This window comes from uncultured Microbacterium sp., assembly GCF_900078385.1.
GTDB lineage: Bacteria > Actinomycetota > Actinomycetes > Actinomycetales > Microbacteriaceae > Microbacterium.
In genome coordinates, this window is the sequence record NZ_FLQR01000010.1 from 93,950 (window position 1) to 120,809 (window position 26,860).

The 26,860-nt window shown below is 70.4% G+C and carries 20 protein-coding genes; 7 read left to right on the plus strand and 13 right to left on the minus strand.

The features are described 5' to 3' along the window. Positions 1-9: 9 nt before the first annotated feature. The 3 genes from QZL85_RS12920 to QZL85_RS12930 all read right to left on the minus strand — a co-directional run bounded on the left by QZL85_RS12920 (position 10) and on the right by QZL85_RS12930 (position 4,795). A complete protein-coding gene (locus QZL85_RS12920) occupies positions 10-1,278 on the minus strand; it encodes a polysaccharide pyruvyl transferase family protein (protein ID WP_295577367.1) in 1,269 nt (422 codons plus the stop codon). A gap of 30 nt (positions 1,279-1,308) precedes the next feature. Beyond that, a complete protein-coding gene (locus QZL85_RS12925; protein ID WP_295577369.1) occupies positions 1,309-2,256 on the minus strand; it encodes a phosphorylcholine transferase LicD in 948 nt (315 codons plus the stop codon). A 313-nt stretch (positions 2,257-2,569) separates the two neighbouring features. Further along, positions 2,570-4,795: an acyltransferase family protein gene (locus tag QZL85_RS12930; protein ID WP_295577372.1), complete on the minus strand. Its 2,226-nt coding sequence runs from the start codon at positions 4,793-4,795 to the stop codon at positions 2,570-2,572. Between the two features lie 143 nt (positions 4,796-4,938). On the opposite strand from QZL85_RS12930, the gene QZL85_RS12935 reads away from it, so the two are divergent. After that, entirely contained in the window at positions 4,939-6,327 is a 1,389-nt protein-coding gene (locus QZL85_RS12935; protein WP_295577375.1) for a bifunctional cytidylyltransferase/SDR family oxidoreductase, read from the plus strand. 21 nt (positions 6,328-6,348) lie between these two features. Here the strand turns inward: QZL85_RS12935 and QZL85_RS12940 are convergent, their stop codons facing one another. The 8 genes from QZL85_RS12940 to QZL85_RS12975 all read right to left on the minus strand — a co-directional run bounded on the left by QZL85_RS12940 (position 6,349) and on the right by QZL85_RS12975 (position 17,622). Next, on the minus strand, positions 6,349-7,062 hold the full coding sequence (locus tag QZL85_RS12940; RefSeq protein ID WP_295577377.1) for a 2-C-methyl-D-erythritol 4-phosphate cytidylyltransferase: 714 nt from the start codon (positions 7,060-7,062) through the stop codon (positions 6,349-6,351). Continuing rightward, a complete protein-coding gene (locus tag QZL85_RS12945; RefSeq protein WP_295577380.1) occupies positions 7,059-8,807 on the minus strand; it encodes a CDP-glycerol glycerophosphotransferase family protein in 1,749 nt (582 codons plus the stop codon). Before QZL85_RS12945 ends, QZL85_RS12940 begins: the two co-directional genes overlap by 4 nt. Then, the gene (locus QZL85_RS12950) at positions 8,804-9,922 is read right to left on the minus strand and encodes an NAD(P)-dependent oxidoreductase (protein WP_295577382.1); all 1,119 of its coding nucleotides are present in this window, start codon (positions 9,920-9,922) and stop codon (positions 8,804-8,806) included. The genes QZL85_RS12945 and QZL85_RS12950 overlap by 4 nt, the downstream gene beginning before the upstream one ends. Positions 9,923-9,936: 14 nt before the next feature. Continuing rightward, a complete protein-coding gene (locus QZL85_RS12955) occupies positions 9,937-11,211 on the minus strand; it encodes a CDP-glycerol glycerophosphotransferase family protein (protein ID WP_295577385.1) in 1,275 nt (424 codons plus the stop codon). Further along, complete coding sequence (locus QZL85_RS12960; RefSeq protein WP_295577387.1) at positions 11,208-12,392, minus strand: polysaccharide pyruvyl transferase family protein; 1,185 nt, start codon at positions 12,390-12,392, stop codon at positions 11,208-11,210. Before QZL85_RS12960 ends, QZL85_RS12955 begins: the two co-directional genes overlap by 4 nt. Positions 12,393-12,443: 51 nt before the next feature. Further along, positions 12,444-14,816 (minus strand): CDP-glycerol glycerophosphotransferase family protein, encoded by a 2,373-nt coding sequence (locus tag QZL85_RS12965; protein WP_295577389.1) that lies wholly within the window; start codon positions 14,814-14,816, stop codon positions 12,444-12,446. Positions 14,817-14,911: 95 nt separating this feature from the next. After that, positions 14,912-16,225, minus strand: coding sequence for an O-antigen ligase (locus QZL85_RS12970; protein ID WP_295577391.1), 1,314 nt, complete (start codon positions 16,223-16,225; stop codon positions 14,912-14,914). Then, positions 16,222-17,622, minus strand: a complete 1,401-nt coding sequence (locus tag QZL85_RS12975; RefSeq protein ID WP_295577393.1) for an O-antigen ligase — start codon at positions 17,620-17,622, stop codon at positions 16,222-16,224. The genes QZL85_RS12970 and QZL85_RS12975 overlap by 4 nt, the downstream gene beginning before the upstream one ends. 40 nt (positions 17,623-17,662) lie before the next feature. Here QZL85_RS12975 and manA point away from each other — a divergent pair, with 40 nt between their 5' ends. The 4 genes from manA (at position 17,663) to QZL85_RS12995 (ending at position 23,772) form a co-directional block, all read left to right on the plus strand. After that, the gene (gene manA, locus QZL85_RS12980) at positions 17,663-18,817 is read left to right on the plus strand and encodes a mannose-6-phosphate isomerase, class I (protein ID WP_295577395.1); all 1,155 of its coding nucleotides are present in this window, start codon (positions 17,663-17,665) and stop codon (positions 18,815-18,817) included. Between the two features lie 330 nt (positions 18,818-19,147). Further along, positions 19,148-19,468: a WhiB family transcriptional regulator gene (locus tag QZL85_RS12985; protein WP_295577398.1), complete on the plus strand. Its 321-nt coding sequence runs from the start codon at positions 19,148-19,150 to the stop codon at positions 19,466-19,468. Positions 19,469-19,534: 66 nt separating this feature from the next. Continuing rightward, positions 19,535-22,363, plus strand: coding sequence for a glycosyltransferase (locus QZL85_RS12990; protein WP_295577400.1), 2,829 nt, complete (start codon positions 19,535-19,537; stop codon positions 22,361-22,363). Beyond that, the gene (locus tag QZL85_RS12995) at positions 22,360-23,772 is read left to right on the plus strand and encodes a DUF5719 family protein (RefSeq protein ID WP_295577402.1); all 1,413 of its coding nucleotides are present in this window, start codon (positions 22,360-22,362) and stop codon (positions 23,770-23,772) included. The genes QZL85_RS12990 and QZL85_RS12995 overlap by 4 nt, the downstream gene beginning before the upstream one ends. A 4-nt stretch (positions 23,773-23,776) precedes the next feature. Here the strand turns inward: QZL85_RS12995 and QZL85_RS13000 are convergent, their stop codons facing one another. Then, on the minus strand, positions 23,777-24,214 hold the full coding sequence (locus tag QZL85_RS13000; protein ID WP_295577404.1) for a metallopeptidase family protein: 438 nt from the start codon (positions 24,212-24,214) through the stop codon (positions 23,777-23,779). A 67-nt stretch (positions 24,215-24,281) separates the two neighbouring features. Here QZL85_RS13000 and QZL85_RS13005 point away from each other — a divergent pair, with 67 nt between their 5' ends. Then, entirely contained in the window at positions 24,282-24,488 is a 207-nt protein-coding gene (locus QZL85_RS13005) for a DUF3499 family protein (RefSeq protein WP_295577406.1), read from the plus strand. Between the two features lie 47 nt (positions 24,489-24,535). Beyond that, entirely contained in the window at positions 24,536-25,993 is a 1,458-nt protein-coding gene (ahcY, locus tag QZL85_RS13010) for an adenosylhomocysteinase (protein ID WP_295577408.1), read from the plus strand. Positions 25,994-26,003: 10 nt separating this feature from the next. Here the strand turns inward: ahcY and QZL85_RS13015 are convergent, their stop codons facing one another. Continuing rightward, positions 26,004-26,858 carry an RDD family protein gene (locus QZL85_RS13015; protein ID WP_295577411.1) on the minus strand — a complete coding sequence of 285 codons (855 nt, stop codon included), beginning with the start codon at positions 26,856-26,858 and terminating at the stop codon, positions 26,004-26,006. Positions 26,859-26,860: the final 2 nt, after the last annotated feature.

Below are 26,860 nucleotides of genomic sequence, written 5' to 3' on the forward strand. Positions count from 1 at the left end.
GAGAACGGTTCAGTTGCGTGCGTTGAGGATGAGGGGGAGATAGTCGGTGACGCTCTCCTTCGCCTTGTCCTTCATCGCGGAGAGCAGCTCGTCGTCGATTCCCTCGGCCTTCGCCTTCTCCATGCTGTCGACGATGTACTCCGGCCGGAAATCCTTCTGCCGGATGGCTCGTTCGGGGTAGCCGATGATGTCCATCAGCTTCTCGACCTTGTCGTTCCAGGACAGGATGACGGAGGGGACGCCCATGGTGAACGCCGCGATGGAGGAGTGCATCCGGCACGTGATGATGGCCTCGTAGCCGTTGATCGTGTCCACCAGCACGGTGTCGTCGACCGGTCGGTCGACCAGATAGGACCCCGGCAGCCCGAGCTTCTTCAGCACCCGCTTGCCCAGCGCGACATCGCCGGGCAGCCCGTTCGTGAAGAACTCGAACTCGTAGCCGCGATCGCGGAGGACCGTCGCGATACCGGCGAAGAGCGCGGTCCATTCCTTCGAGCCGAACTCGACTCCGTAGCCCTGGAGGGAGTTGCCGCGGATGAGGCCGATGCCGATCTTCTTCCGCTCGATGCCCGTGTCGATCCCGTACGCCTCCTTCATCCAGAAGGCGGAGTCCGCGAGCAGCTTGACCGTGTGCCCGGGGCCGGCGCACGCCTGCACCTCGGTCACGTTATCCCTGGCGGAGACGTAGGTGACGGCCGACGAGCGGATGGCGCGTTTGAGGATCGTGCTCCCGAAATCGCGCTCGTCGAAGGCGCCGGCCCGGCCGATGGCGTTGTAGACCACCTCGAGCCCGTGTCGCTCGGCGTACTCGCTGATCAGCAGGAGTGACCAGTGGTACTCGTTGTAGCTGTACTCGAGGAGGCCGGCACCGTCGATCACGATGTAGTCGACGCCCTCGAGCTTCAGGTCGAAGTAGCTCGCGAGCCGCTTGCGGTAGTTGCGACCGTGCTTCCAGATCAGGTGGCGCCCCCGGCTGATCAGGTTCTGCACCGCCTTGCTCTTGGCGCTCCGGCCCCGCCGCTGCAGGTTCAGGAAGAGCTTCTCGGTGAGGCGGCCCTTCTCGCTGTAGCGGTAGTAGTTGCGCAGGCGCCGCTCGCGGGCGTCCGGGATCTCGAAGATCGTGTCGTTCCGGCCGAGCAGGTCGACCTCGACATACTCGATTCCGATACCCGGCTCCGCCTGCTCGAGCCCGTCGGCGATCAGGTACTCCAGGCTCCGCGCGATGAACATCTCCCCGAGGTTCTCGCTCTTCACCAGCCCGCAGATGGCGATCTTCACAGTCTTCGTCTTCTCAGTCGTCGGCACCTGTCACGCCATCTCGTCTTGCATCTCGTCATCGTCGGCGATGGGCAGCTCGTCGCCGCCTTCCTCTGCCTGCACGACGATCACCCGCGGCGCTTCGCCGGGCAGGTGGGGGAAGAAGGTCACGAAGTCGTGACGGGGGACCCGCTTATGCACGGGAAGCCATTCCATGTAATTGGCCCCGTACAGCTGACGGAGGTACGTGTCGTACCCCGCCGGAGCGGACAGCAGGTGGCCCTCGAACTCCATCTTGATGACCGGGGTGTACTCGGCCTTCACGACGCGCTCTTCCGTGGTGTGCACGTTGGTCATCATCACGCCGACGTAGTCGGATTCCTCGAACGCGATCGAGGTGGCGTGTTCGATGACCTTGTCGAAGAGCGGTCCGACGCCGATGGAGCGATAGACGCGCGTCGCGAGCCGATTGCGAAGGATGCGGTACGGGTTCCGGCCGCGGTACTTGCGCACGTTGCGTGCGTGCCGGACGCGGTCCTTCCTGCGCCTGATCTCGGCGTAGTGCTCCTGGTTCTTCTCCTCGGTGTCGGGGAGGCCCTCGACCGGGAAGATGTCCAGGAAGATCGGGTAGACCTTGCCGCCGATCCCGCCCTTCGTGCGCTTGGCGACGAGGATCCGCTCGGAGTACAGCTTCCAGTGGTAGGCGAAGTACCGGTTCGAGTTGTTCGGCGGCATGAGCTCGAAGTCTCCGATGCGGCCGCCGGAGAGCTCCATGAGCTTCTCGCAGTCCGTTCTCGGCATGTTGACGTCGACGTCGTCGTCCCAGGGGATGAACCCCTTGTGCCGCGCCGCGCCCAGCAGCGTCCCCCCGGAGAGGTAGTACGTGAGGCCGTGCTCTTCGCAGAATGCGTCGAAGGCCAGCAGCAGTTCGAGCATCGCCGCCTTGTGGTCCGCGTCCGTTGCGAGATCCTTGAGGTCGCTGTAGCTGTAGTCCTGCATTCCCTGTTCTTCTCCTCTAGGACGCATTCATCTCATCCCGGCTCCGATGGCCGTTCGTGACCGGGCGGTCGCACGAGAACCGGCCCTCGACTCACACACCCCACGAACGACTCCGAGCCGCCCGGCGGTTCGGGGCGACCGAGATTTCGCGGCGGTCAACCGTCGGAACATAGTACCGCAGTACTTTCTGCGCCTTATCTGTCCCCCCGGACGTCACCCCGCGTGCCCGCGCGCTGACGGAGGTCGTGCGGCGAGCAGGAAACCCCTGATCTCCGCGCGTATCCGGATAGGTGCCGCCTCGTGTGGGCGCCACTCACCACAGAACGTCGTCGGCCAGGGCGGACTGTCGCAGCTGGGCTTCGAGCGGCTTCGCCAGGGTCCGTGCGTACGTCTCCGTGAAGTGCGCGGAGTCCCGCCAGACCACGACGTTCCCGACGACGGCCGCGCACGCCTCGGCATCCGGGCAGACCCAGTTGCCCATGTCGATGACGTCCGCATCCGACAGCCCTTTCACGGCCCGCTCCACGTACCTGCTGCCCGTGCCGAATGCGACATTCCGCGGCGTCGCGCAGGCGGTGAGATGGTCGGGGTTCGCCGAAATGCACTCGGGGACGTCGCTGGTCATCCGCGGGGTCGCGTTCATCACCAGCGTCGGAATCCCCGCCTCGTTCAGCAGGCGGAGATTCTCGTGAAGACCATCGGCGTAGAGGCTCCTGGCTTCCGCGCGGGAAACGCCCTCCTGCCAGGCGGCTCGCGTGGCCCGGTTCGCCGTGACGACCAGGTCGGGGCGCTCCGCGAGTATCTGGTCGAAGCTCGTCGCGCTCCATTCGTTGCAGCTGGTGTACTCGCCGCCATTGCGGTCGGCCTGGCTCCCGTGCGAGAAGCCGCACGATGCCTTGCTCGTGATCCGCAGCCGCCAGCCGTGCTTCTCCGCGAGTGCGATGTAGGGCGGCGCCCAGTTGGCGGCGTGCGAGTCGCCGATCAGGACCACACTCACCTCGCCGTCCGGATCACCGAAGATGCAGCCCTCGATCTTCGGCGTGGCCGGCGGACTGCCCAGATGGCAGTCGAGCGCGTAGACCACCGTATTGTCGGCACGGGCGGTGATGGCGGAGGGCGTGAACCCGCCCTCGACCACGTCGACCGGCTTTCCCGCATCCGTGAAGCTCGCGAGGTCGTCATCGGAGAAGTCATCCGTCAGCGCCTCCGCGCCGACCTTCTCGTCGGCGGCGACGGCACGCTCCGGATTCAAGGTCGCCGGGGCGACGAAGACGACGGAAGCGACGACGGCGGTGGCCGCCATCAGGCCCGCCCCCGCCAGCAGCGAACGGCGCGAGGACCGCTTCACCCAGTGCCAGTCGCGGAACGGGTTCTCGATGAACCGGTAGCTCAGCCAAGCCGGGAGCACGGCGAACGCGACGATGAGGAGCCCGTACCGGACGCGCAGGTCCCCGCCGAGCAGGTACGTGCCGACGACGATGAGCGGCCAGTGCCACAGGTAGAGCGAGTAGGAGATGTCGCCGATCCAGCGCATCGGCTTCAGCGTCAGCAGCCGGCCGACGCCGGTCTCCGCCCGGCCGTTCATCCCGGCGGCGATGATCGCCGCGGCCCCCAGCGTCGGGACGAGCGCCGCGGAGCCCGGGAACGGCATGGCGCCGGAGAAGAGGAGCGTCGCGGCCACGATGGCGGCGAGCCCTGCCCAGCCCAGGGCGTATCCCAGCCAGTGGGGGATGCGCGCGACCTGCGGCGCGAACACGGCGAGCGCTGCTCCGATGGCGAGTTCCCACAGCCTCGTCGTCGTGACGAAGTAGGCGGTCTCAGGTTCGGCGCCCGTGTAGTAGATCGAGAACAGCAGCGACGGCACGAGGATCATGAGCACGCCGACGCGCGCCGCCCGCATGGCGCTCACGCGGCGATCCGCGGTCGCCCCCTCGCGCGCGGCGCTCTTCCGCGCCCGGCGCCGGACGAGCGCCAGCAGGGCCACGAGGATGAGCGGCCAGACGATGTAGAACTGCTCCTCGACCGCCAGCGTCCAGAAGTGCTGCAGGGGGCTCGCGGCGACCTCGGCGTTGAGGTAGTCGGTGCCGGCGGCGAAGACCCAGTTCACGACGTACACGGCGGAAGCGAGCGCTTCGATGCCGATCGACTCCCAGCGGATCTGGGGGAGGAACACCACCGTCAGCACGAGGGTCGCGAGCAGGACGACCGTCGCCGCGGGCAGGATGCGCCGAGCGCGTTTCGCGTAGAAGTCGCCGAGCCGGATGTGCCCGGTGTTCTGGGCTTCTCGCAGGAGCAGACCGGTGATGAGGAAGCCGGAGATCACGAAGAAGATGTCGACGCCGACGAAACCGCCGCGGAAGAACGACCAGTTGGCGTGGAAGAGCAGGACCACGCCGACGGCGACGGCCCGGAGGCCCTGGATGTCGGGCCGGAAGCTCGCGCTCTTCGGCAGCTCCTTCGCGCCGGGCGTCGGCTGCTGGCCCCGTCGCAACTCGGCTCGGGAACGTGCCGGGGGCGGTAGTACGGCGTCAGTGGTCACCAGAGGATTCTGCCATCGAGCGGTCGTGAATTCGCCGAGCGCCCCGCACGGGGCGACCATCCGACACCCGCCGCGACGGTGCGCGCGGGCCACGCGCCGTAGGATGTGACGCGCCCCTGACGCTCACACTGCAAGGAATCTCGATGCCCCCGTCGACCCGCACCGTCGCCGTCATCCTCGCCGGCGGCATCGGCGTACGCGTCGGCCTCGGCATCCCGAAGCAGCTCATCAAGATCGCCGGCAAGGCCATCGTCGAGCACACCCTCGACGTCGTGAACGCGAGTCCGGTCATCGACGAGATCGTCATCGTGATGAACGCCGGTTCCCTCAGCGAGCTCGACAGTCTCAAGGATCCGGAACGCTTCCCCAAGCTCACCAGGATCATCCCGGGCGGCGTCAGCCGCAACGACTCGACGCAGGCAGCCCTCGCCGTCCTGGGCGATGACCCGGCGACGAAGGTCATCCTGCACGACGCCGTGCGGCCCTTCGTGAGCGAACGCATCCTCGAGGAATGCGTCGAGGCGCTGGACGACTACGACGCCGTGGACGTGGCGATCCCGTCGGCCGACACGATCATCGAGATCGACGCCGCCTCGCACATCACGAACATCCCCAGTCGCTCCACGCTCCGCCGCGGTCAGACGCCGCAGGCGTTCCGGCTCGGCACGATCCGCGAGGCCTACCGCCGGGCGGACATGGACCGGACGTTCCACGCGACGGACGACTGCGGCGTGGTGTTCACCTATCTTCCGCACGTCCCGATCTACGTCGTCGAGGGCTCTGCCGAGAACATGAAGATCACCGAGCCGATCGACGTGCACATCGCCGACAAACTCTTCCAGCTGCAGTCCGAGAGCCTTTCGGCCGTCGACGAACTCCCCGACCTGCGCGAGAAGGTGGTCGTCGTCTTCGGCGGCAGCTACGGCATCGGCCAGAGCATCGTGGAACTCGCCACGCAGGCCGGCGCCGAGGTCCACGAGTTCAGTCGTTCGAGCACCGGCACCGACGTGCGCTCCCCCGAGCATGTGGAGGAGGCGCTGAAGGTCGCCTACGACGCGTCCGGGAGGATCGACCTCGTCGTGGTGTCGGCGGGCATCCTGCAGATGGGCCCGCTGACGGAGACCGATGTGGAGCACATCACGGCCAGCATCGAGACGAACTTCCTGGCGCCGGTGATCGTCGCACGCGCGGTGCACAAGTACCTGGCGCAGACGAGCGGGCAGATGCTGCTGTTCACCTCCAGCTCGCACACCCGCGGACGCGCGAACTACGGGGTCTACTCGGCGAGCAAGGCCGCGATCGTCAACCTGACGCAGGCCCTGTCCGAGGAGTGGGCGCCCGACGGAGTACGCATCAACTGCATCAATCCTCAGCGCACGCGCACGCCGATGCGGACGAAGGCCTTCGGCGAGGAGCCCGAGGACACGCTTCTCGATCCGAAGGATGTCGCGTCGGTCAGCCTGCAGGTACTCGCGAGCGACCTCACCGGTCAGATCGTCACCGTGCAGGTCGAGCAGATGCGGAAGCGCTGACCCCGACGGAACGCGGCCTCGTCAGCCGCCGATCTGATTGCGCTCGAGCACGTCGAAGAACGCGCGGCAGATGTAGTAGTCCTCCGCGGTGGTGATCTTGATGTTCGAGCGCGGCCCGGGCACGCGGAACAGCTTGTGCCCGTAGCGCCGCAGCAAGGTGGCGGTGTCGATGGAGTCGTCGTCCCCGTCCGCCACGGCACGATCGTAGATCTCCAGCGCGGTGCTGAGGCGCATGCTCTGCGGGGCCTGGGCGATGTAGAGGAAGTCGCGGGGGAGGACCTCGTCGATCTCTTCGCTGGATGCGGAGACGATGGTCTCGTTGCCCTTCGTGCACGTGATCGCCGCGCCGAGTTCACGGACGGTCCTGATGTTGTCGGAGATGAGCTGCGCGTTGATGAGAGGTCGCACCCCGTCGTGGATGAGGACCACCGAGTCGCCCGGGCATTCGTTGGCCACCGCCCGGATGGCGCGGTGCCGCGACTCCTGGCCGGTCGTCCCGCCGTCGACGATCCAGTTCACCTTCGTGAGCTCGTAACGCGCGACCAGATGCGCGAATCTGTCCCGCCACGCCGGGAGGATGGCGACGGCGACGCGATCGATGTCCGGGTGGTCCTGGAAGTGCTGGATGGTGTGCACGATCAGGGGCGTTCCGTGGATCTCGAGGAACTGCTTCGGCAGGTTGGCCGAAGACATCCGCGAGCCGATGCCGCCCGCGAAGATCACCGCTATGTTCATCGCTGTTCAGTCTCCATCGCTGGTGTCGGGTTCGCCGGGGTGCGCGACGCGACGAGGTGGGTCTCGGGATGCTCGTCGAGGATGAGCCAGTCGATCACCCGATCCGCGGCGCCCGTATCGATTCTGTCGAAGTTCTCCGCCCGGAAACGGGCGAGTTTGTCCTGCTCGAAGTCGCCGTCCCGGATGGCGCGGACGACCTCATCGAACGTTTCGCAGACGCGGCCCGGCGCTGTCTGCTCGTAGTCCCGGTGGAAACCGCGGGTCGCCGCGTAGCTCGCCCGGTCGGGAGCGAAGAACAGCATCGGCCGGTCGAGGAGCGCGAACTCGTAGATGATCGACGAGTAATCGGTGATCAGAAGGTCCGTGACGTGCAGCAGGCCCAGCCCGTCTGGGAACCGGGTGAAGTCGAAGAAGCGGTCGCGGTACTTCTCCGGGATCCGGATGGGGTCCTTCACGAAGTGGTGCATCCGGAACAGCACCACGGTGTCGGGTGGGCAGGCCGCATAGAGGGCGTCGAGGTCGATGAGGTCGTAGTCGTAGAACGCGGTGCGGTACCCGCTTCCGCGGAACGTCGGCGCGAACAGGATGATGCGTTTGCCGCGGAGCTGTGGATGCTGCGCGTAGAAGTCGTCCAGGAACGATGCCGTGCGGGCTTCGTCGAGGAACCAGTCGATCCGCGGCAGCCCGGTCGGGATGACGGCGGCCTCCTCGATGCCGAACGCTTCCGCATAGACGGGGCGCAGGTGCTCGGAGCCGCTGATCGCATAGGTGTACTGACGGTGGGGCTGACGGAGCTTGGGTGAATCGGTGCTGCCGAAACGGCTGTACCCGACCGATTTGAAGCCGCTGCCGGCGTGCCACACCTGGATGACCCGCGTGCGCCGATCGATCGTGATGCTGTTGAGCAGTCCGAAGTAGTCGTCGAGCAGGATGGTCTCGCTCGTGGCCAGGAGGTACAGGATGCGAGTGGTCGTGACCCACCCCGTGGTGCTCGGAAGGCGGAACGAGAAGCGCAGATCGAACTGCTTGTCGAGTCCGCGTTCGACCATGCGCTCGTGGACGCGGAGGAGGTTGCCCTCCATCGACGGCTGCTGGTCGGAGGCGAAGAGGATCCTGCCGGGCTTGGGCCCGATGAAGCGTGCGGCGAGGTAATAGATCGTGCGGGCGTATCGCTGCCTGGCGTCCGCTCCGAGGAGCTTCGCCTTGATCCGCGCGACGATCGAGGGCGTTTGAGCCGGAGCCGGGGAACGATGCAGGTGATACGTGTGGAGGAGGAGGTCGAGGCGCGTGGCGTCGTCGCGATTGTCGTCGACGCCGAAGGACACCGTCATGGCCGAGCGGTTCAGGTCGTAGAGGAACACTCGCGATGCGTCATCGAGGGAGTCGAGATCGTCGCCGTCCTGCGACGCGATGGGGCCCGGCGTCCCATCGAGGAACGACTGCACGCGCCACGTGCCGTCGGGGATGGCCGTGCGACCCGCGAAGGTCGTGACATTGATGCGGATGACGAAGGAGCCGTCGCCGTCGTCGGTGGACGGCACGTCGAAGGTGCGGCGGCCGTCGGTGAACGCGAACGACACGTCCGACGGCCGTGCGGCGTGTGCTGCTCCGGTGGCAGGGGAGAGGTGGAGCCGGATCGTCAGGTGGATCCGCTCCCAGGCGATGCCGGTCACCTCGAGCAGGTAGCCGCGGGCGAGGGCGGCCGAGTCCGTGCCGGGGGCGTGCGCCTGCGGGTCGGTTGTCACGGTCGGCGGCGTTCTTCGTGCCAGGCGATCGTGCGATCCACTCCGGCGCGGAACCCGACGTGCGGGACCCATCCGAGCGCCCGGAGCCTGGTGTCATCGAGCCCCTGCCCGCGCACGGCGCTGTACCCGGACACGTCGACCCCTTCACGGAAGCCCACCGTGAGGCCGCGCTCGGGGCGGGCCCCCGCGAAGGCCGCAGCGAGTTCCCGGATGCTGATGAAGCCGTCCCGATCGGCGATGTTGTAGGCGATGTCCTCGCCGACGAGGAGCGCTGTGAACATTCCGGAGACGGCATCCGCGAGATACGTATAGGTGCGCCGCGCGCTGCCGTCGCTGTTGAGCACGATATCGCGGCCGGCGAGGACGTCGGCGGTGAAATCGGCTTGCACGCGTCCGTCGTCGAGCGCCATGCCCGGGCCGAAGACATGCCCGAAGCGGGCGATCGTGATGGAGATCCCGTACTGGGCGCGGTAGCTCACCGCGATCGTCTCCGCCGCGCGCTTGCCCTCCGCGTAGCTGGCGCGCGGGGTCAGGATGTCGACCGCGCCGTACCCGTCTTCGGTCACGAGTCCGTCGTCGTCGGGGCGCTGCCCGTACACCTCCGCGGACGACATGAGCACGAAGGCGGCGTCCCCGGACCGACGACAGAGATCGAGCAGATGGAACGCGCCCTGCACGTTGGCGCGAATCGTGTCCACCGGTGCCGTCGCATGAAGGTGCGGGCGGGCGGGGGAGGCGCCGTGGATGACCAGGTGCACCGGCTCATCGAGGTGCACCGGCTGCGTGACGTCCCCCTCCACCAGCGCGAGGTCGCTTCTGTCGATGACGTCGGCGAACGTGCCGCGGGCCGTCGACGGATGGCGGACGAGCCCCAGCACCCGGATGCCGGCGCCGCGGGTGTCGTTGAGTCGCAGCAGGGTGCGGGCGACGTAGGCGGGGATCATGCCGCTCGCGCCGGTGATCAAGACCGTCTTGCCGAAGAGCTTCTCCCACGGCAGGGCCGCGGCGACGATGTCGTCGAGGTCGCGGGCGACGACACTGCTGGTGGCCGGAACGGACCCCGAGCGTGTCCCCGGATGCGCCGGAGAGTCACTGCTCGGATGGTCTGCGGACACGTCAGCAGTATATGTCAGCGGGACATCAGCTCCTCGAGCCTGTCCACGACGCGGGACGCTGCGTGACCGTCGTCGACGCTGCCGGACACCTCGAGGAACTGCCCGATCTCGCGGCCGTGGACCTCGTGATCGAACTGCTCGATGTTCCTGAGCAGCGCGTGGTTCGAGGTCGCCAGAGGGAGCGGGAGCTTCTCGAGATCACGAGACGTGCCGCGCTCGTGGGTGGAGAACAGGAACGCCGGCTTGGCCGTGAGCAGGTAGTCGCAGATCCAGCCGGCGCCATCGGTCATGCCGGCGTCGGCGAGGACGAGCAGCTCCTGCACATCGGGATGGAACGAGGCGTTGTGGCAGTACGCGGGAAGACCCGCCAGCAGCACGTCCGACTGTGCTTTGTCGCTGTTGTGCGTGCGGATCAGGATCTCCCAGGTTCCGCCGAACCGCTCCGACAGGGCCGCGCGCACCGCGTTGACGTCGATGCCGCTGAGCGGCGTCGCGCGGGGGTCGCCCCCGCGCGTCGGGCCGTACAGCAGGAACCGCTGGCCGGTGTCGGCGATGTCGAGACGGTCGAGCGCCTTCTTCCGCATCCGGGTCGCCGTCTCCTGGGACGTGTCTGAGAGGACGTCGTTGCGCGGGTGACCGATCCTCGACTTCGGCACGTCGGGCCAGTACGTCTCGGTGAAGACGTCGTCTTCGAACGTGCTGTTCGTCAGCAGGACGTCGGTCTGCGTGTTGTCGAGTTCGCGCAGGCGCAGGTAGGACCTGCGGTCGCGGCCGGCGCTGTCGAGCCGCTTCAGTCCGAGTGGGTCGTGCCAGGTCTGCACCCACTGCTGGGAGCTTCCTTTCACGACACCGCTCTCCTGGAGGCAGTGGGCGTTCTGGACCACGACCTTCGCGCCGGCAACGGATCGGAAGTACTCGGCGGTGCCGTACTTCACGAAGTGGAACTCGCTCGGGAAGGGTCCGATCGACCGATCGCGGAGCACCCACGTGATCGTCAGGGGCGCACCGCGGCGGAGGATCTCCTCCGCGATGTACTTCGGGTCGCCGGTGTACTCGCCGTCCCGCTCGATGAGCACGATCGACGACTGCTCGACCCGGGTCCTGTTCGCCACCATGCGCTTCCCGAAGGACGACAGCCACGTGTCGATCCGCGAGGTGACCACCTCCTGCACGAGGAGACGGATGCCTCGCACGGTCACATGGACGGTGCGGACGAGGATCTCGACGAGGCGGAAGACACTTCCGACGAGCACCGTGAGGAGCTTTCCTTCGATCAGCTTGTCGATCATGTCTTCCTCCGAGGGACGCTCTCCACGAAGGCGGTGAGCTGTCGTCGGGTGCGCTCACGCAGCTCCGAGCGCAGCTCCGAGTCGGGCGCGGGGAGGTCGTTGCTCACGAGCATGCGCGCGATCTTCGCGACGTCGAGTTCGTGCTCGTCGAAGTACCTGTCGCGCAGGCCGGTGATCTCGGTCAGGAACTGCAGCTTCTCGCCCCAGATGAGCCCCACGACGGGCACGTCGATCGCGTACGCGGTGATCCCCGCGTGCATGCGTGCGCTCAGGATGATGTCGAAGCCGGCGACGAGGTTGACGAACTCCGCCGACGTCGCGGGCCGATGCACCAACTGATCGCTGCGCAGATTCATGCTCGACACCAGCGACTGGCCGAACGTCTGGTCGACCGTCATGCCGTTCGAGAACAGGACGAAATCCGCGTCGAGTCGCTGCAGTTCCTCGATCAGGTTCCGATAGAAGTTGACGATGGCGTCCGGGGAGATGTGGCCGCCGTACACGGAGAAGTTCTGGGGGTTGATGAGGTTGATGCCGATCCGGTGCCCGGTCCGCTCGGCCTGGCCGCCGACGTTCTCCTCGAGGATCTCCATCTCCCTCAGCCAGAACACGGGGTCGCCGACGCGCTCGGTGACGATGCGCGGGTTGGTGATGTAGTGGGCGTCGAGGGTGTCGATGTCGTCGCGCGTGGTGATGACGCGCACGTTGTCGGAGTTGAGGGCCTTCTTGAGCCGCTGGCACCTGATGTCGGTCTCGCTGTACCCTTCCACGCCGACGGCGTTCATCATCACGGGGATGTCGCGCATGCGAGCGGTCTCCAGGATGAGCTCGTCGATGTAGTTCAGGCCCTGCGTCTTGAACTTGATGAACCCGCCGCCGGTGAACACGATCGCGTCGAGATCCTTGATCCGGTCTTTGAAGTACCAGCCGAGCTTGGTCCTCCAGTACAGGCGGTTGTAGTGGTAGGCGGCGCGCTGTCCGCGCAGAACCGACAGGACCGGGCGCTGGAACACCTTCATGACCGCGGCGGCACGGTAGTTCAGACGGCGCATTCCGGAGCGGATGCTGTCGTTCTTCGGATCGACGTCGATGTCGACGAGCACGATGTCCGGGTCGTGGGTTCGCAGCAGGTACTTCGAGGCCTCGACCAGAAGGTAGTCGCCCACGTTCTCGTTGGTCATCAGGCCAACGACCCCGATTGTTCTTCTCATGCCTGGGTCAGTGTAACGGGGTCAGTCGGCGAGGGCGGTCGCGACGATGCGGGCGATCTCGTCCGCGCACGGGGTGGCACCGGGCATGGGCGCCTCGTCGCCGGGGACCTGCACCCAGCGCGTCGCGAAGGCGGCCGCGTCGGCGGGTGTCGCCGTGTCTGCCGCGACGGCGGCGGCGAGCTCGCCCACGGTGCGCACGATCGGCCCGGGCAGGTCATGGCGGTAGTCGAGGTAGAAGTCCCGTGACGCGAGGTAGTCGTCGAGATCGGGGGTGAGGAAGTAGCTCGGCACGTCGACGACGGCGGCCTCGTACAGGGCGGAGGAGTAGTCGGTGATGAACAGGTCGGCCACCGTGAGCATCTCCTGCGTGGAGAATCCGTCGGCCGTGTCGACGTCTGCGCCGAACGCCCCGTGCATGAGGGGATGCAGCTTGACGACCGTGTGGACGCCCACCGCCTCCAGCGCTGCGGTGAGCGCGGGCACGTCGACGGTGACGCTGCCGTCGAGACGGAAGGTCGGCGCGAAGACGGCGACGTGGCGACCGCGCAGGTGCGGGTGCGCCGCCAGGATGCGGCTGCGGGTCGCCTCCCGCCGGGCCGGATCGCGGAGCCGGTCCACCCGGGGGAGCGGAGCCACGCGCACGCGGGAGAGCTCGGTGCCGAACGCCTCCGCGTAGGCGGGCCGGCAGTCCTCCGCACTCGTGAGCACGATGTCGTAGCCCTCGTGCATCCGCATGGCGCGCGCGATCCGCTCGTCACGGCCCTCCTCCTGGCCGAGGATGCTGATGCCGAACTTCTTGAACGCGCCCAGCGCGTGCCAGATCTGGATGACGGTGAGGTCGCTCTTGTGCCGGAGGACGCTCGCGACGATCGCGTACGTGTCGACGACGAGGACGCGGGCGGTCGCGACGTGGTAGAGCTGCGCGAGCATGTGCACGGCGTAGCCGACCTTGCCGAACAGCCCTGGCGGCACCATCCGGACGAGCGTCACGACCCGCACGCGGGGATCGAGACGCTCGATGGCCGCGCGCAGGTCGACGAAGTCGTCCGGGATGGTCGGGTGCTCGCGGCTGATCATGACGACCTTGTGCCCTGCGGGCAGCAGCTTCAGCGGGGCGTACACGAGCGCGAGGCTCGTCCGCGCGAGCCAGGCGACGGCGAGCCGGATGCCGATGCGCCCCTCGGCGCGGGTCGGCTCCGGGGTTCCGCCCGGGGCGACGGCCGCGCGCTCCACGACGGCCCGGGGGCGCAGCAGCAGCTCCCGGACGATCCGTTCGCTCGAGCGGCCGTCGCAGGCCGACATGAACTCCTGGCGGAACGCGGTCGCCGCCTCGGACGTCCGCGCCGACCGGATCGCGCCGGCCAGGTCGCCGCCCTCTGCGACGAGCGGGCCGGTGACGTAGTCGGCGAACGGACGGTAGAAGTCGCGGCTCGCGGCATAGTCCGCGAGGTCGGGGCAGAAGAAGACGATGGGCCGGTCGAGGAGGGCGAACTCGAAGATCGCCGACGAGTAGTCCGTCACGAGCACGTCGGCCGCCATCATGAGCTCCGTGAGCTCCCGGTCGCGGGTGACGTCGACGACCCCGCTCACGTCGGGGCGGAGGACGTCGAGGGGCGCCACGAAGGGGTGCATCTTGACGAGGAGCACCCAGTCGTCGCCGAGGTCACGGACCAGGTCGGCCCAGGGCACGCTGTCGGTGTCGAACGTCGCGGAGAGCTGACCGTCGCCGCGGAAGGTGGGGGCGAAGAGCGCGATCTTGCGGTCGGCGGGGATGCCGTGGCGCTCCCGCACGGCCCGCGCGGCCGCGGCGACACGCGCCTCGTCGAAGAAGACGTCGGTGCGGGGGACGCCGAGCGCGTGCACGCGCGACACGTCGATCCCGTACGCCTCCGCGTAGTCGGGTCGGATGGCCTCGGAGCTGACCGTCGCATCGGTGTAGTTGCGGTGTGCGAGCGAGCCCGGCAGCGGGCCGCCGGGCAGCCCCGCCCGGCTCCATCCGACGCGCTTGAACGCGCCGGCGGCGTGCCAGACCTGCACCAGCCGCGTCTCCGGGCGGATGCGCAGCGGGTACACGAGGGGGTAGAAGTCGTCCAGGACGATGGTCTGCGCGGTCGCCATCAGGCGCGGCAGGCGCCACATGTCCCGCAGCGGGCGCCGTGCACGGAGGGCGGGCTTGAAGATCCCGATCACCTCGGCGGCGGGGTCCTGACGGACGGCCTCGTCGCGCAGCGACGCGAAATTCCCGGAGAAGTCGGCGCGGGCATCGGAGAGGAAGAGGATGCGGCCGGCCACGACGGGCCGCCGGGCCCAGAGCCGGTACATCAGGATGTACGGCGCGAAGCGCCATCGCTGGAGGAAGGCGCTGCCGCGCAGCAGACGGCGCAGTCGACGCACGGGGACCTCCGGGACGGGGCGGGCAGGGGACGGTCGATTCTATGCGGCCCGGCTCGGCGCGACCTGGGCGCTCCGGGCGCGCACGGCGTCGGCGCTCAGTCGTCGAGGCGGTGGGGCAGATCGTCCGGCGGCGACGGGGCGTCCATTCCGCTCCGCCAGCCCTTCACCAGGGAGGCGCGCGTCGCGCACACGACGATGAGGAACCACCCGAAGCCGCCCAGGAGCGAACTCGTCACGACGGAGTCGGCAAGCAGCACGATGAGGATCAGCGGCGGCCAGGTGTACACCGTCGACCGGCGCTCGGACGCCGTCACCCAGGCGCGCGCCAGGGCCAGGCCCGCGAAGGCGAGGAGGAGCACGACCCCGACGGCGCCGGCCTGCAGCAGCACGTCCATCCACGCGTTGAGCGCCGATGCGTGGTCGCCGCGCACGAGGAAGCGGATGAAGCTGTACGGCATGACACCGTCCGGCCACGTGCCGACCCAGCCCCACCCCTGCACGGGCTGGACGGCGGACAGGTCGAGGATCGCGTTCCAGAGCCTCGACCGGGTGAGGAAGTCCGGCTCGGCGTTGAGCCAGTACACGAGGGGACGGCGGAACGCGTAGACGAGGATCCCCGCCACCGTGAGGACGCCGGCGATGGCCCACTGCAGGGTCGGTCGGGCGGCCTTCGGGGTGCGGCGGACGACGGCGAGGATGCCGGTCGCGAGGCCGGCGACGACGACCATCAGAAGGACGATGGGCGACGCCGTGAACACCGCGAGGGCGCCCGCCAGCGTGACGGAGAAGATCGACAGGCCCGGTGTCACCGAGCGCGTCCGCCACTCCACGAGGAACGTGATGAGCGCGATGATCGTGACGAGCCCGAGCTGTGTGCGGGTGCCGAAGAGGCCCTGGATGGGTCCGCCGTCGGCCAGGTTCCCCGCGATCCGCAGGAACGGGATCGGCAGGTCGAGCAGGACCCCGCTGAGCACCTCGACGACCAGCGACGCGCTCAGCAGCACGCGCAGCACGTCCCCGGTCGCGCGGACCGTCTGGAGCGTGTCGCGGAACTGGGCCACGACGACGGCGAGCAGGGTGGGGGCCGCCAGCTGCAGCCATCCCATGACCCCCTCGACGGGCGCGCGCGACCACAGGGTCGTCAGGAGCAGCCAGATCAGCAGCGCCGCGAGCGTCGTCGGCATGAGTTCGATGACACGCCACTCGCGCCGCCGCGCCGCGAGCAGGGCGACGCCGATGACGCAGAGGCCGACGATGATCGCACCGTACCCCGCGTCGCCGATGAGACTGCGCAGGACGTGGGTGGAGAAGAGGGCGGCGATCGCGATCGTCGCGAAAACCGCCGCGAACGCCGAGGAGCGCAGCAGCGACATGGTCTGGCCGCTCGGCGTCGGCACCCCGGCGGTCATCGTCCGCGCAGCCGCTCGCCCTGCTCCCCGACGAGCCGGCGCTCGGCCGGGCCGCGGTCCACGAGCGGCGCCTGCTTGATCTTGAAGGCCAGGAGGATGACGAGGAACCAGCCCCAGGCCAGCAGCGGGCCGGATTCGGCCAGTCCGCGCACCAGCAGGATGGCTCCGGTCAGCGTCGGGACGAGGGTCCCCGCAGAGTAGGGGCGGTCCGAGACGAGGTCCCAGCGCGGACGGTCCACCGCGAAGAACCACGCGCGCCAGACGTACGCCAGGAAGGTCAGGGCGATGAGCACGAGACCGACGATGCCGAGCTGGAAGAACACGTCGATCCACATGTTGTGCGCCTGCATGACCGTCTCGCCGTGGTCGACGATCCATTCGTCGAAGCCGGGGTCGGTCGGCACCCACGGTGTGGAGAACCCCCAGCCGAGCACGGGTCGCTCCACGGCGCGCTCCATGACGGCGCCCCAGATCCCCTCGCGTCCGGTCAGGTCGGCGGAGCGGCCGAGGAGCGCGAAGACGGCGTCGCGGGCGAGCCAGAGCGCCGTCAGGCCCCCCACCGCCACCACGAAGTAGGCGAGGTAGAAGCGCGTCCGTCCGCCGGGGCGGTTCGAGGTGCGCATGAGCAGCGCCGTCAGGAGGACGACGACGACGGCCGCGGCGGCCAGGTACGCCGTCGCAGAGCCCGCGCGGACGAACAGGTAGCCGGCCAGCACCATCCATCCGATGAGGAGCACGCGGCGCGGCGCTCCGCCGGCGAGGCGCACGCCGAAGACGACGAGGGCGAGCAGCGCGACGTAGGCGAGGTCGTTCGCGTTGCCGAACAGCCCCTGGATGCGCCCCCCGTCGAAGAGGTTGTCGCGGGACCAGAGCACGATCGGGTCGTCCACCGGACCGTCCGGGCGCACGAAGCCGGGGAGGATCGGACCCTGCCAGATCAGCGAGACCCACAGCTCGAACACGAGCGACAGGCCCAGGATCCACTTCAGCGCCGACGCTACCGCCCGGATCAGCTCGCGCCACGTGAGCACGGCACCGACGAACATCGCCTGCACCGAGGTCGTGAGCAGCAGCAGCAGCGTCATGGCGGTGGCGGTGGGCCACGCGCTCCAGAGCAGCGACGCCACGGCCCACGCGATGTAGGCGACGGCGAACCAGGGGAGCCGGCGCCACTGCACGACGGGGCGGAGCGTCACCCACAGGAGGACGGAGACGAGGCCGGAGCCGGCGGCGACGATCGCGGAGCCCAGCGTCCCCAGCGCCAGGAGCCAGCTGGTCCCTGCGAGGGCACCGGCGAGCACGAAGATGCACCACCCGCGCAGCAGCAGGTGGCCGGTCTTCTCCCGCACCGGCGCCTGGGGCGGCGCCGAGATCGGGTGCATCGTGTGAACAGTCATCTGCGCTCAGGCTATCGCGCGTGACCTTTAGGCTGAGGGGGTGCTCATCGGCCTGACGAACGAGCCCCGCGATTACTCGTGGGGGTCCGCCACCCTGATCCCCGACCTCGTCGGCCGGGCGCCGGACGGGAGTCCGGAAGCCGAGATCTGGTACGGCGATCACCCGGGCTGCCCCGCGCGCGTCCAGGACGGTTCGGGACGGACGCTGGACGGGCTGATCGCGGACCGGGGGGAGCGTCCGCTCCCGTACCTGATGAAGCTGCTCGCGGCGGGCAGCTCGCTGTCGATCCAGGCGCACCCCTCCCTGGCGGAGGCGGCCACCGGCTTCGCCCGGGAGAACGCGGCGGGGATCCCCGTCGATGCACCCGAGCGCACCTACCGGGACGCCAACCACAAGCCGGAGATCATCGTCGCGGTCAGCGACGTGTTCCGCGCCCTCGTGGGACTGCGTCCGCTCGAGGACACCCGCCGGCTGCTGGCGGAGCTCGGCGAGGGCCCGGGCGTCACCGCGCTCGCGGCCCGGCTCTCCCGGCCGGGAGCGGACGCGGACATCCTGCGGGAGACGCTCGAGTGGGCGCTGAGCGGGCAGGCCCAGGCCGAGATCGACGATCTCGTCGTGGCGCTCCGGGCCGCCTCCAGCACCGAGTTCGCCGCCGAGCTGCAGGTCCTGCGCGCCGCGGCCGAGGACTTCCCGGGCGACCCGGGGATCGTCGTGGCGCTCCTGATGAACCTCGTCGAGCTGCACCGGGGCGAGGCGCTGTTCGCACCCGCCGGGGTGCTGCACGCCTATCAGGACGGCCTCGGCGTCGAACTCATGGCGGCCAGCGACAACGTGCTGCGCGGAGGACTCACGCCGAAGCACATCGACGTTCCCGAGCTGATGCGGATCGTCGACACCACCCCGGAGCCCGCGCCCCTCGTGACGCCGATGACCGTCGACGGTGCCGAGGTCTTCGACGTCGGCATCCCCGACTTCGCGCTCGTCCACGCCGCCGTGCACTCCGGCCGGGCGCAGCGCCTCGCGCTCGCCGGGCCCGCCATCGCGCTCGTCACCCGCGGCGAGGTGACCGTGACGGCGGCCGGCGGCGCTCTCACGCTGCGGCCCGCGGAAGCCGCCTACCTCACGGTCGACGAGACGAGCGTCGAGCTCACCGGCGAGGGCGACGTGTTCCTCGCGCAGCCCGGCCGCCCCTGATCGCCGCGGTCACCTGCGGCATCCGCCGCGCCCGCGCGGATCGTCCCGCACCAGGCGGGTGATGGCGTGCTCGCCCCCCGGATGGTGTGACACCCCGCGAGCGGATGTCACAGCGGATGCCGGTGTTGGCGGCGCAACCCGCAGGTTCTGGGACACATCGTCGCGGGGCAGGGCGGGCGCCACGCGGCGTGCGCGACACGCCGGGCGAGCGTCAAGAAGGTTCAATGTCGGCTTGAGGCTTTACGATCTGCGACTTGACCGGGGCGAATGACAAGGGTGTAATTATCCCTACACACAGACATCGTGTGGATATACAGGTGGGAGAGCGAGATGACGGGTTACCGTTCCGGCGTTCCCGAGAATTGGTTCGTCGATCCGATCAATCTCGGAGTGCCCGGCGTGCGTCGGCCCGCCGAGACCGGCGAGGACACTGCCCTCGCCTGGCAGTCCGAATCGCTCTGCGCGCAGACCGATCCCGAGGCCTTCTTCCCGGAGAAGGGCGGCTCGACCCGCGACGCGAAGCGCATCTGCGGGTCGTGCGACGTGCGCGGGGAGTGCCTCGAGTACGCCCTGCAGAACGACGAGCGCTTCGGCATCTGGGGTGGGCTGAGCGAACGCGAGCGGCGCAAGCTCAAGCGGCGCGCGAGCTGACCGATCCCGGCGAATCGCGCGCGGCTGCCTCTGCTGTCGCGACGCGCCGCCTAGGCTGACCACGTCATGCCCGCCCGAGTCCACGCACTGCTGGTCGTGCGCCCCGATGGGCGCATCCCGGCCGACCTCCATCTGCGCCGGACGCTGACCGCCCTCGCGGCGCAGTCGCGTCCGGTGGATGCGCTGACCCTCGTGCTGTGCGGTCCGGCCGACGCCGTCCGCGCCGCCGCGGCCGCCTCCGGGGCCGAAGGCGTCATCACGGCGGACCGGTCGACGAGCTACGCGCAGGCGCTGCGCCTGGCCACGCACCGCCTCGACGGCGACGCCGTGTGGCTCCTCGCGCAGGACACGGTGCCGGCACCGGAGGCCCTCGCCCGGCTGGCCGGGGCGCTCGAGACCGCCCCGTCGGTGGCCCTCGCCGCGCCCAAGCTCGTCCGGTGGGACGATCACGGCCAGATCGCGTCGCTCGGGGTGTCGATGACACGCCTCGGTCGCACGGTCGGTCTCGCCGACGGCGAGCTCGACCAGGGACAGCACGACGCCACCGAGGACGTGCTGGGCGCCGACGTCCGCGGCCTCCTCGTGCGCGTCGCGGAATGGCGGGCGCTCGGCGGCATCGACCCCGCGCTCTCCGGCGCCGACGAGGGACTCGACCTCGGGGTGCGCGCGCGTCTGGCGGGCGGGCGCGTCGCCCTCGCACCCACGGCCCTCGTCGCGGTCGCCGGCGACGGCGTCGCGGGGCCCCCCGGCGGCGAGGACTTCTGGGCCCACGTGCGCCGCTCCTACGCGTCCCGCACCGCGCAGCTGCACCGCCGACTGGTCTACGCTCCGGCCGCCGCCGTGCCGCTGCACTGGCTGTCGCTGCTCCCGCTCGCGCTGTGGCGGACCCTCGGACACCTCCTCGGCAAGCAGCCCGACCGGATCGGATCGGAGTGGGCCGCGGCGGTCATCGCGATGATCCGGCTCCCCTCCGTCGCGGCGGCGCGCGGTCGCATCCGGCGCGCCCGCACGGCGGGCTGGGCGCAGCTGGCACCGCTGCGGGTCACCACGGCGCAACTGCGCCACCGGCTCGACGACGACGGCGACACCGGTGATCACCATGACCTGCGGTTCTTCACGGGCGGCGGGGCGTGGCTGGTGCTCGCGGCGCTCGTCCTGTCCGCCGTGGCGCTGCCGTCCCTGCTTGCCTGGCCGGTGCTCGGCGGGGGTGCGCTGGCTCCGCTGCGGTCGACGCTCGCGCAGCTGTGGGAGGACGCCGCATGGGGACAGCGCCCCCTCGGCTGGGATCTCGTCGGGCCCGCCGACCCGTTCAGCGGGCTCGTCGCCCTCGTCGGCAGCCTGTCCCCGTGGGAGCCCTCGCGCGCCGTCGTGGTGCTCTGGATCCTCGCGCTTCCCCTCGCGACGCTCGGCGGCTGGTTCGCCGCGACGCGCGTCACGCGCCGGAGCACGCTCCGGGCGCTCGGCGCGGTCGCCTGGGCGCTCGCCCCCGCCTTCCTGGCGGCGCTGGTCGACGGACGTCCGACCGGTGTGCTCGTCCACCTGCTCCTGCCCTGGCTGTTCTACACGGGCGTCGCCGCGCACCGCTCGTGGACGAGCGCCGGTGTGGCCTCGCTCCTCCTCGCCGCCGTGATCGCCTGCGCCCCGTCGCTCGCGCCGGGCCTCGGGGTGCTGTGGCTCATCGCCGTCGTCCTGACCGTCGTCCTGCGCGGCGGGAGAGGCCTGCCGCACGTCGTATGGCTCATCGTCCCGACCGTGGTGCTGTTCGCGCCGCTCGTCTGGCACCGACTCCGCGCCGGCGACGCAGGGAGCCTGCTGGCCGATCCCGGGGTTCCCCTCGACACCGGCGGCGCGGCCGACGTGCTGCGGCGACTGCTGCTGACCGCCGGGTTCCCCACCGCCGACCCCGGCGGCTGGAACGCGCTCCTCGGGGACGCCGCGCCGGTCTGGTGGGTGCCCCTGCTCACGGTGCCGCTGCTCGTCCTCGCGCTCCTCGCACCGCTCACGGCGCGGCTCACGGCATCCCTCACGACACTCCTCGTCGCCGCGCTGGGACTCGCGACGGCGTTCGCAGCGGTCGGCGTGACCCTGTCGGCCTCCGGCTCGGATGCCGTGGGGCTGTGGCCCGGCGCAGCGCTGAGCCTCGCGTGGGCCGGGTTCCTCGGCGCCGCCCTGCTCACCCTCGACCTGCTGCCCGGCATCCGGTTCGCCCGTCTCGTTGCCGCGGCCGTCATCATGGTCGCTCTCGGCGCCGCGGCCTTCCCCGCGCTCACCGCGACGGTCCGCGGCACCGCGGCGCTGACGAACGGCCCCGCGAGCACGCTGCCGGCCTACGTCGACGCCGAGGGGCGCGGCGGGACCTCCAACGGCACTCTCGTCATCGTCCCGCAGCCGGACGGCGGCATCGCGGCGTCGGTCGTGTGGGGCGGGAGCGCGACGCTCGGCGGCCAGACGACGCTGCTCTCCGCGCGGACGACGGCGGACGCCGCCGACGTGACGACCGCGCGCATGGCGGCGGACCTCATCACGGATGCCGCGGGGGATGTCGTGGACCGGCTGGCCGATCACGGCATCGCGTTCGTCGTCCTGGGCACCACCGCGGACGGCGATGCCGATGGGGCCCGTGCGATGCGACTGTCGGCGCAGACGGCCCTGGACAAGCGCAGCGGAGTGGACATCGTCGGCGAGACCGCGAAGGGCACGCTGTGGCGCCTGTCCGGCGAGGTCTCCGCACGCTCCGCGTCGGCCGAGACCGTCGCGACCGCGCGGCGCGTGGCCGCCGTACAGCTCGGGGTCGTCGCCGTCGCGCTTCTCCTCGCCCTCCCGACGAGCGCGAGCCGCCGAGAGGGCCGGGGCCTGCCCCGCGTCGTCGGCACCAGCAGAGCGGAGCGCCGATGAGCATCAGCCGGACGCAGCGCGGGGCGCGGACCGCCGTGGGCATCGCCGTCACGGTCGCGTTCGCGCTGGGCGCCACCGCGGCGGCGGTCTTCCCCTGGCCCGAGTTCACGCGGCAGCCGCTGTCGGTCACCGCCATCCCCGAACCCGAGGCGTCCGTCCTCGCCTGCACGGGACCCCTCCTGGCGGTCGGGCGCGACGCCGGCGACGCCGCCGCGGTCACCGAGGCGGCGCGCCAGCGCGTCGTCGCGGCGACCGGCGCGGGTAGCGAGCCCGCGACGGAGGCGACGCTGCTCGTCCCCGATGTCATCGACGGGCTCGGCCCGCAGGCCTTCACCGCCGCCCCGAAGGACCGCACCCGCACCGACCTGGCGGCCGCGGGCTCGACCTCTGTGTCGGGCGACGACCTCAGCGGCTTCGCCGCCGCCGCGTGCACGCCGCCGCTCATGGAGTCGTGGCTCGTCGGCGGCAGCGCCATCACCGGCGCGGCGGACCTCGTCCTGTTGACCAACCCCGGCACCGTCGCGGCGCGGGTGGACCTGACGGTGTATGGCGCAGGTGGCGCCGTGACCCCGCCGTCGGGCACCGGCATCGTCGTCCCAGCCGGAGCGCAGCGCGTGCTGCCGCTGGCGGGACTCGCGCTGGGCGAGCAGAGTCCGGTCATCCGGGTGACCTCCGCCGAGGCTCCCGTCCAGGCCGCGCTGCAGGCGAGCATCACCCGCACACTGGTCCCCGGCGGCGTCGATCAGGTCGGCGCGACCTCCGCACCCAGCGAGAGCCAGGTGATTCCGGCGTTCTCCGTCACCACCCGACCCGGCGATGCGGGGGCGTCCGACACGACGACGCTGCTGCGGCTCCTCGCACCGTCAGCGGGAGCAGAGGCCAGCGTGACGGTCTCGCGCGTCGGGGCGCGCGGCGCGGTCGACGAGCCGCGGACGGTCACCCTCGATGCCGGGGTCCCGCTCGAGCTCGAACTCGAGGACCTCGGCGTCGGCGCGTACAGCGTGCACGTCGACGCGACCGGTCCGGTCGTCGCCGCCGTGTGGGAGACGACGGGCTTCGGGGAGGGCGCGGACTTCGCCTGGTACACCGCGGCCGATCCGCTGAAGGTGCCGAGCCTGTTCGCGGTGGCGCCCGGCACCTCGCCGATGCTGACGCTCACGAACGGCGGCGAGGCCGACGTCGTCGCCGAGGTGACCGCCGACGCCGGCGCCGGAGGCGCGACCGACATCACCGTGCCGGCGGGCGGCGCGGCGCGATTCGCCCTCCGGGCCGGCACGGTCTACCGGCTGGTCTCCGGCGGAGCGGATGTGCGGGCGAACATCACGTACTCCGGCGTCGGGGCCCTCGCGGGCTATGCGGTGCTGCCGGCCGACGCGGCGGCGTCGGCGATCGTCGTCTACACGCAGTGACCGCTCAGAAGTAGCGGAAGCGCTCCGGGCCGAGGTCCCAGGGGTCCTTGTCGAGGTACTCCGCCGCGGCACGGAACACGCAGCTCTCCACCGACATGCGGCGATGCAGCTCGTCGTCACGATGCAGGTGGCTCAGCCGCTCGATCGGAAGGCGGTACAGGACGATCCGCTTCTGATCCGCGAGGACCGTCCACCTCGGGATGCCCTCGGCATCGGTGTCGGCCGGCATCGCGCCGATGTCGAACTGCACATCGCGCAGCTCCGGCCAGGCGCTGCGCAGGAACTCGACAGCGGTGCCGACGGCGAGGTCGAACTTCTCCGCCCGGGTCTCCAGCGGCGGCAGCGGCGGGCGCACGACGGGGCTGCGGTCCTCGCGGCCATGCCGGCCGTGCCGCGACGGCCGCGCACGCGTCGTCGCGGTGCGAACGCGGCGCCTCATCATGACCCCATCCTAGGTCGCGCGGCGCGGCCTGCGTCCGGCCGGGCGCGCGCTCGCTACGGTGGACACGATGTTCGAGAGACTCTGTTCCAAGGTGGGCTGCGCCCGCGAAGCGGTGACGACCCTCACCTTCGACTACGGCGACCAGATGGCCGCCGTCGGTCCGCTGGGGCGCGGCAACGACCCGCACGCCCACGACCTGTGCGCCATCCACACCGATCGGCTCTCCGTGCCGAAGGGCTGGGTCGTCGTCCGGCACGAGACGCTCCGCGTCTGATCGACCCGCGGCCTCCACACCGCCGCGCGTAGTGGGAGAATGGGCGGATGCCGACTCCCGTGGACACCCTCGACTTCGTCGTCGCCGACATCGCGCTCGCCGCTGCCGGCCGTCACCAGATCCGCCTCGCCGAGAACGAGATGCCCGGCCTCATGGCCCTGCGCGAGGAGTTCGGGCCGTCGCAGCCGCTCCGCGGCGCACGGATCGCCGGCTCGCTGCACATGACCGTGCAGACGGCCGTCCTCATCGAGACGCTCGTCGCGCTGGGCGCCCAGGTGCGCTGGGCGAGCTGCAACATCTTCTCGACGCAGGACGAGGCCGCCGCCGCCGTCGCGGTGGGCCCGACCGGCACGGCCGACGCCCCCGCCGGCGTGCCCGTCTTCGCGTTCAAGGGCGAGACCCTCGCGGAGTACTGGCAGCTGGCCGACCGCATCTTCGACTGGTCCGCCGAGGGGTTCGACGGCCCGAACCTCATCCTCGACGACGGCGGCGACGCGACGCTGCTCGTGCACAAGGGCGTCGAGTTCGAGCGCGCCGGTGCGGTTCCGGACGCCGCGACCGGCGACTCCGCCGAGTACCGCATCGTGCTCGACACGCTCCGCGCGAGCCTCGCGCGCGACCCGCAGCGTTTCACGCGGATGGCCGCCGGCATCCTCGGCGTCACCGAGGAGACCACGACCGGCGTCCACCGTCTGTACGAGCTGCACGCCGCCGGCGGGCTCCTCTTCCCGGGGATCAACGTCAACGACTCCGTCACGAAGTCGAAGTTCGACAACAAGTACGGCATCCGCCACTCGCTGCCGGACGGCATCAACCGCGCCACCGACGTCCTGATGGGCGGGAAGGTCGTCTTCGTCGCCGGGTACGGCGACGTCGGCAAGGGCGCCGCGGAGGCGCTCCGCGGACAGGGCGCACGCGTCATCGTCGGCGAGGTCGACCCCATCTGCGCCCTCCAGGCCGCCATGGACGGCTATCAGGTCGCCCGGCTCGAATCGGTCATCGGCGATGTCGACATCCTCATCACCGGGACCGGCAACACGCAGGTCGTGACGGTCGAGCACCTGCAGGGCCTCAAGCACCTCGCGATCGTCGGCAACGTCGGCCATTTCGACGACGAGATCGACATGGCGGGGCTGGAGTCCCTTCCTGGCGCGGAGCGCATCGAGATCAAGCCGCAGGTGCACGAGTGGCGGATGCCGAGCGGCCGCAGCATCCTCGTGCTCAGCGAGGGGCGTCTGCTCAACCTCGGCAACGCGACGGGGCATCCGTCCTTCGTGATGAGCGCCTCGTTCACGAACCAGGTCCTCGCGCAGCTCGAGCTCTTCACGCGCCCGGGAGATTACCCGGTCGGCGTGTACGTGCTCCCGAAGGCGCTGGACGAGAAGGTCGCCCGCCTGCACCTGGCGGCGCTCGGCGTCGAGCTCACCGAGCTCACCCCGACGCAGGCCGCGTACATCGGCGTGCCCGTCGACGGCCCGTACAAGGTCGACCACTACCGCTACTGACGCTGCTGCGTCAGCGCTCGGGGAAGCCGCGCGGCGCCGCGCCGACCCCCGCGGTCAGTCGCGCGACACGCGTCTGCTCGCCGACCAGCGCCGCGTACTCACGGTCCCGCCGGACGGCCACGACGGCCCGCACCAGGGTCTCGGGGTCGACGCTCGGCACCGGTGAGACGTACGGCGCGACGTCCGCCGCGATCGCCGCGGCGGTGCGCGCCCGCGCGGCCGGGTCCAGCCCCGACGCCGTGCGCACGAACTGGGCGGCCCGCCGGGCCACGCGGTAGGGGAGTCGCGTGACGTCCGCGACCCGCGCCCAGTCCGCGAGCGGCGCCGGCACGCCGCCGACCGGCGCCGGCAGCCGGGGGGCGCGGGTGCGCTCGGCGTAGGTGCCCGCGAGCAGATCGCCGAGGCGCTGCGCGCGGGGGGTGAACGCGCCGACGATGCCGGCCACCGCGCCGAGCGTGAACCACACCTCCAGCACGCCGGTGAGCGCGCGGATGAACGCGTGCCGGAAGCCCGCCGCTCCGCCGTCGACCCGCACGATCCGGCTGCCGACGGCGAGCTTGCCGAGGCTCCGACCGCGCGTGGCGGTCTCGACCGCCGTCGGCACGACCACCATGACCACCGCGAGACTCGCGACGGTGAGGGCCGGGGACAGCGCCGCGAGGTCGAGGCCCACGCCGGCGACCCAGCCGGCCGCGAGGAGGAACACCACGAGCAGCGCGACGCCGGTCACCATGTCGATGAGGAGCCCGAGCGCCCGGAGGAAGAACCCGACCGGCTGCACGTCGAGGGCGACGGCCTCGCCGGTGAGGATCTCGTCCTGCCGGATCTGCGCCGGTGCGACCGGGGTGGGGCCGGGGGTGGGCATGG

Coding starts and splice junctions, on each gene's coding strand:
- QZL85_RS12955 (WP_295577385.1), bottom strand. CDS start 11,211: ATGATCGACAAGCTGATCGAAGGAAAGCTCCTCACGGTGCTCGTCGGA.
- QZL85_RS12935 (WP_295577375.1), top strand. CDS start 4,939: ATGCCCCCGTCGACCCGCACCGTCGCCGTCATCCTCGCCGGCGGCATC.
- QZL85_RS13000 (WP_295577404.1), bottom strand. CDS start 24,214: ATGATGAGGCGCCGCGTTCGCACCGCGACGACGCGTGCGCGGCCGTCG.
- QZL85_RS12990 (WP_295577400.1), top strand. CDS start 19,535: ATGCCCGCCCGAGTCCACGCACTGCTGGTCGTGCGCCCCGATGGGCGC.
- ahcY (WP_295577408.1), top strand. CDS start 24,536: ATGCCGACTCCCGTGGACACCCTCGACTTCGTCGTCGCCGACATCGCG.
- QZL85_RS12970 (WP_295577391.1), bottom strand. CDS start 16,225: ATGACCGCCGGGGTGCCGACGCCGAGCGGCCAGACCATGTCGCTGCTG.
- QZL85_RS12985 (WP_295577398.1), top strand. CDS start 19,148: ATGACGGGTTACCGTTCCGGCGTTCCCGAGAATTGGTTCGTCGATCCG.
- QZL85_RS13015 (WP_295577411.1), bottom strand. CDS start 26,858: ATGCCCACCCCCGGCCCCACCCCGGTCGCACCGGCGCAGATCCGGCAG.
- QZL85_RS12940 (WP_295577377.1), bottom strand. CDS start 7,062: ATGAACATAGCGGTGATCTTCGCGGGCGGCATCGGCTCGCGGATGTCT.
- QZL85_RS12975 (WP_295577393.1), bottom strand. CDS start 17,622: ATGACTGTTCACACGATGCACCCGATCTCGGCGCCGCCCCAGGCGCCG.
- QZL85_RS12925 (WP_295577369.1), bottom strand. CDS start 2,256: ATGCAGGACTACAGCTACAGCGACCTCAAGGATCTCGCAACGGACGCG.
- QZL85_RS13005 (WP_295577406.1), top strand. CDS start 24,282: ATGTTCGAGAGACTCTGTTCCAAGGTGGGCTGCGCCCGCGAAGCGGTG.
- QZL85_RS12960 (WP_295577387.1), bottom strand. CDS start 12,392: ATGACCAACGAGAACGTGGGCGACTACCTTCTGGTCGAGGCCTCGAAG.
- QZL85_RS12995 (WP_295577402.1), top strand. CDS start 22,360: ATGAGCATCAGCCGGACGCAGCGCGGGGCGCGGACCGCCGTGGGCATC.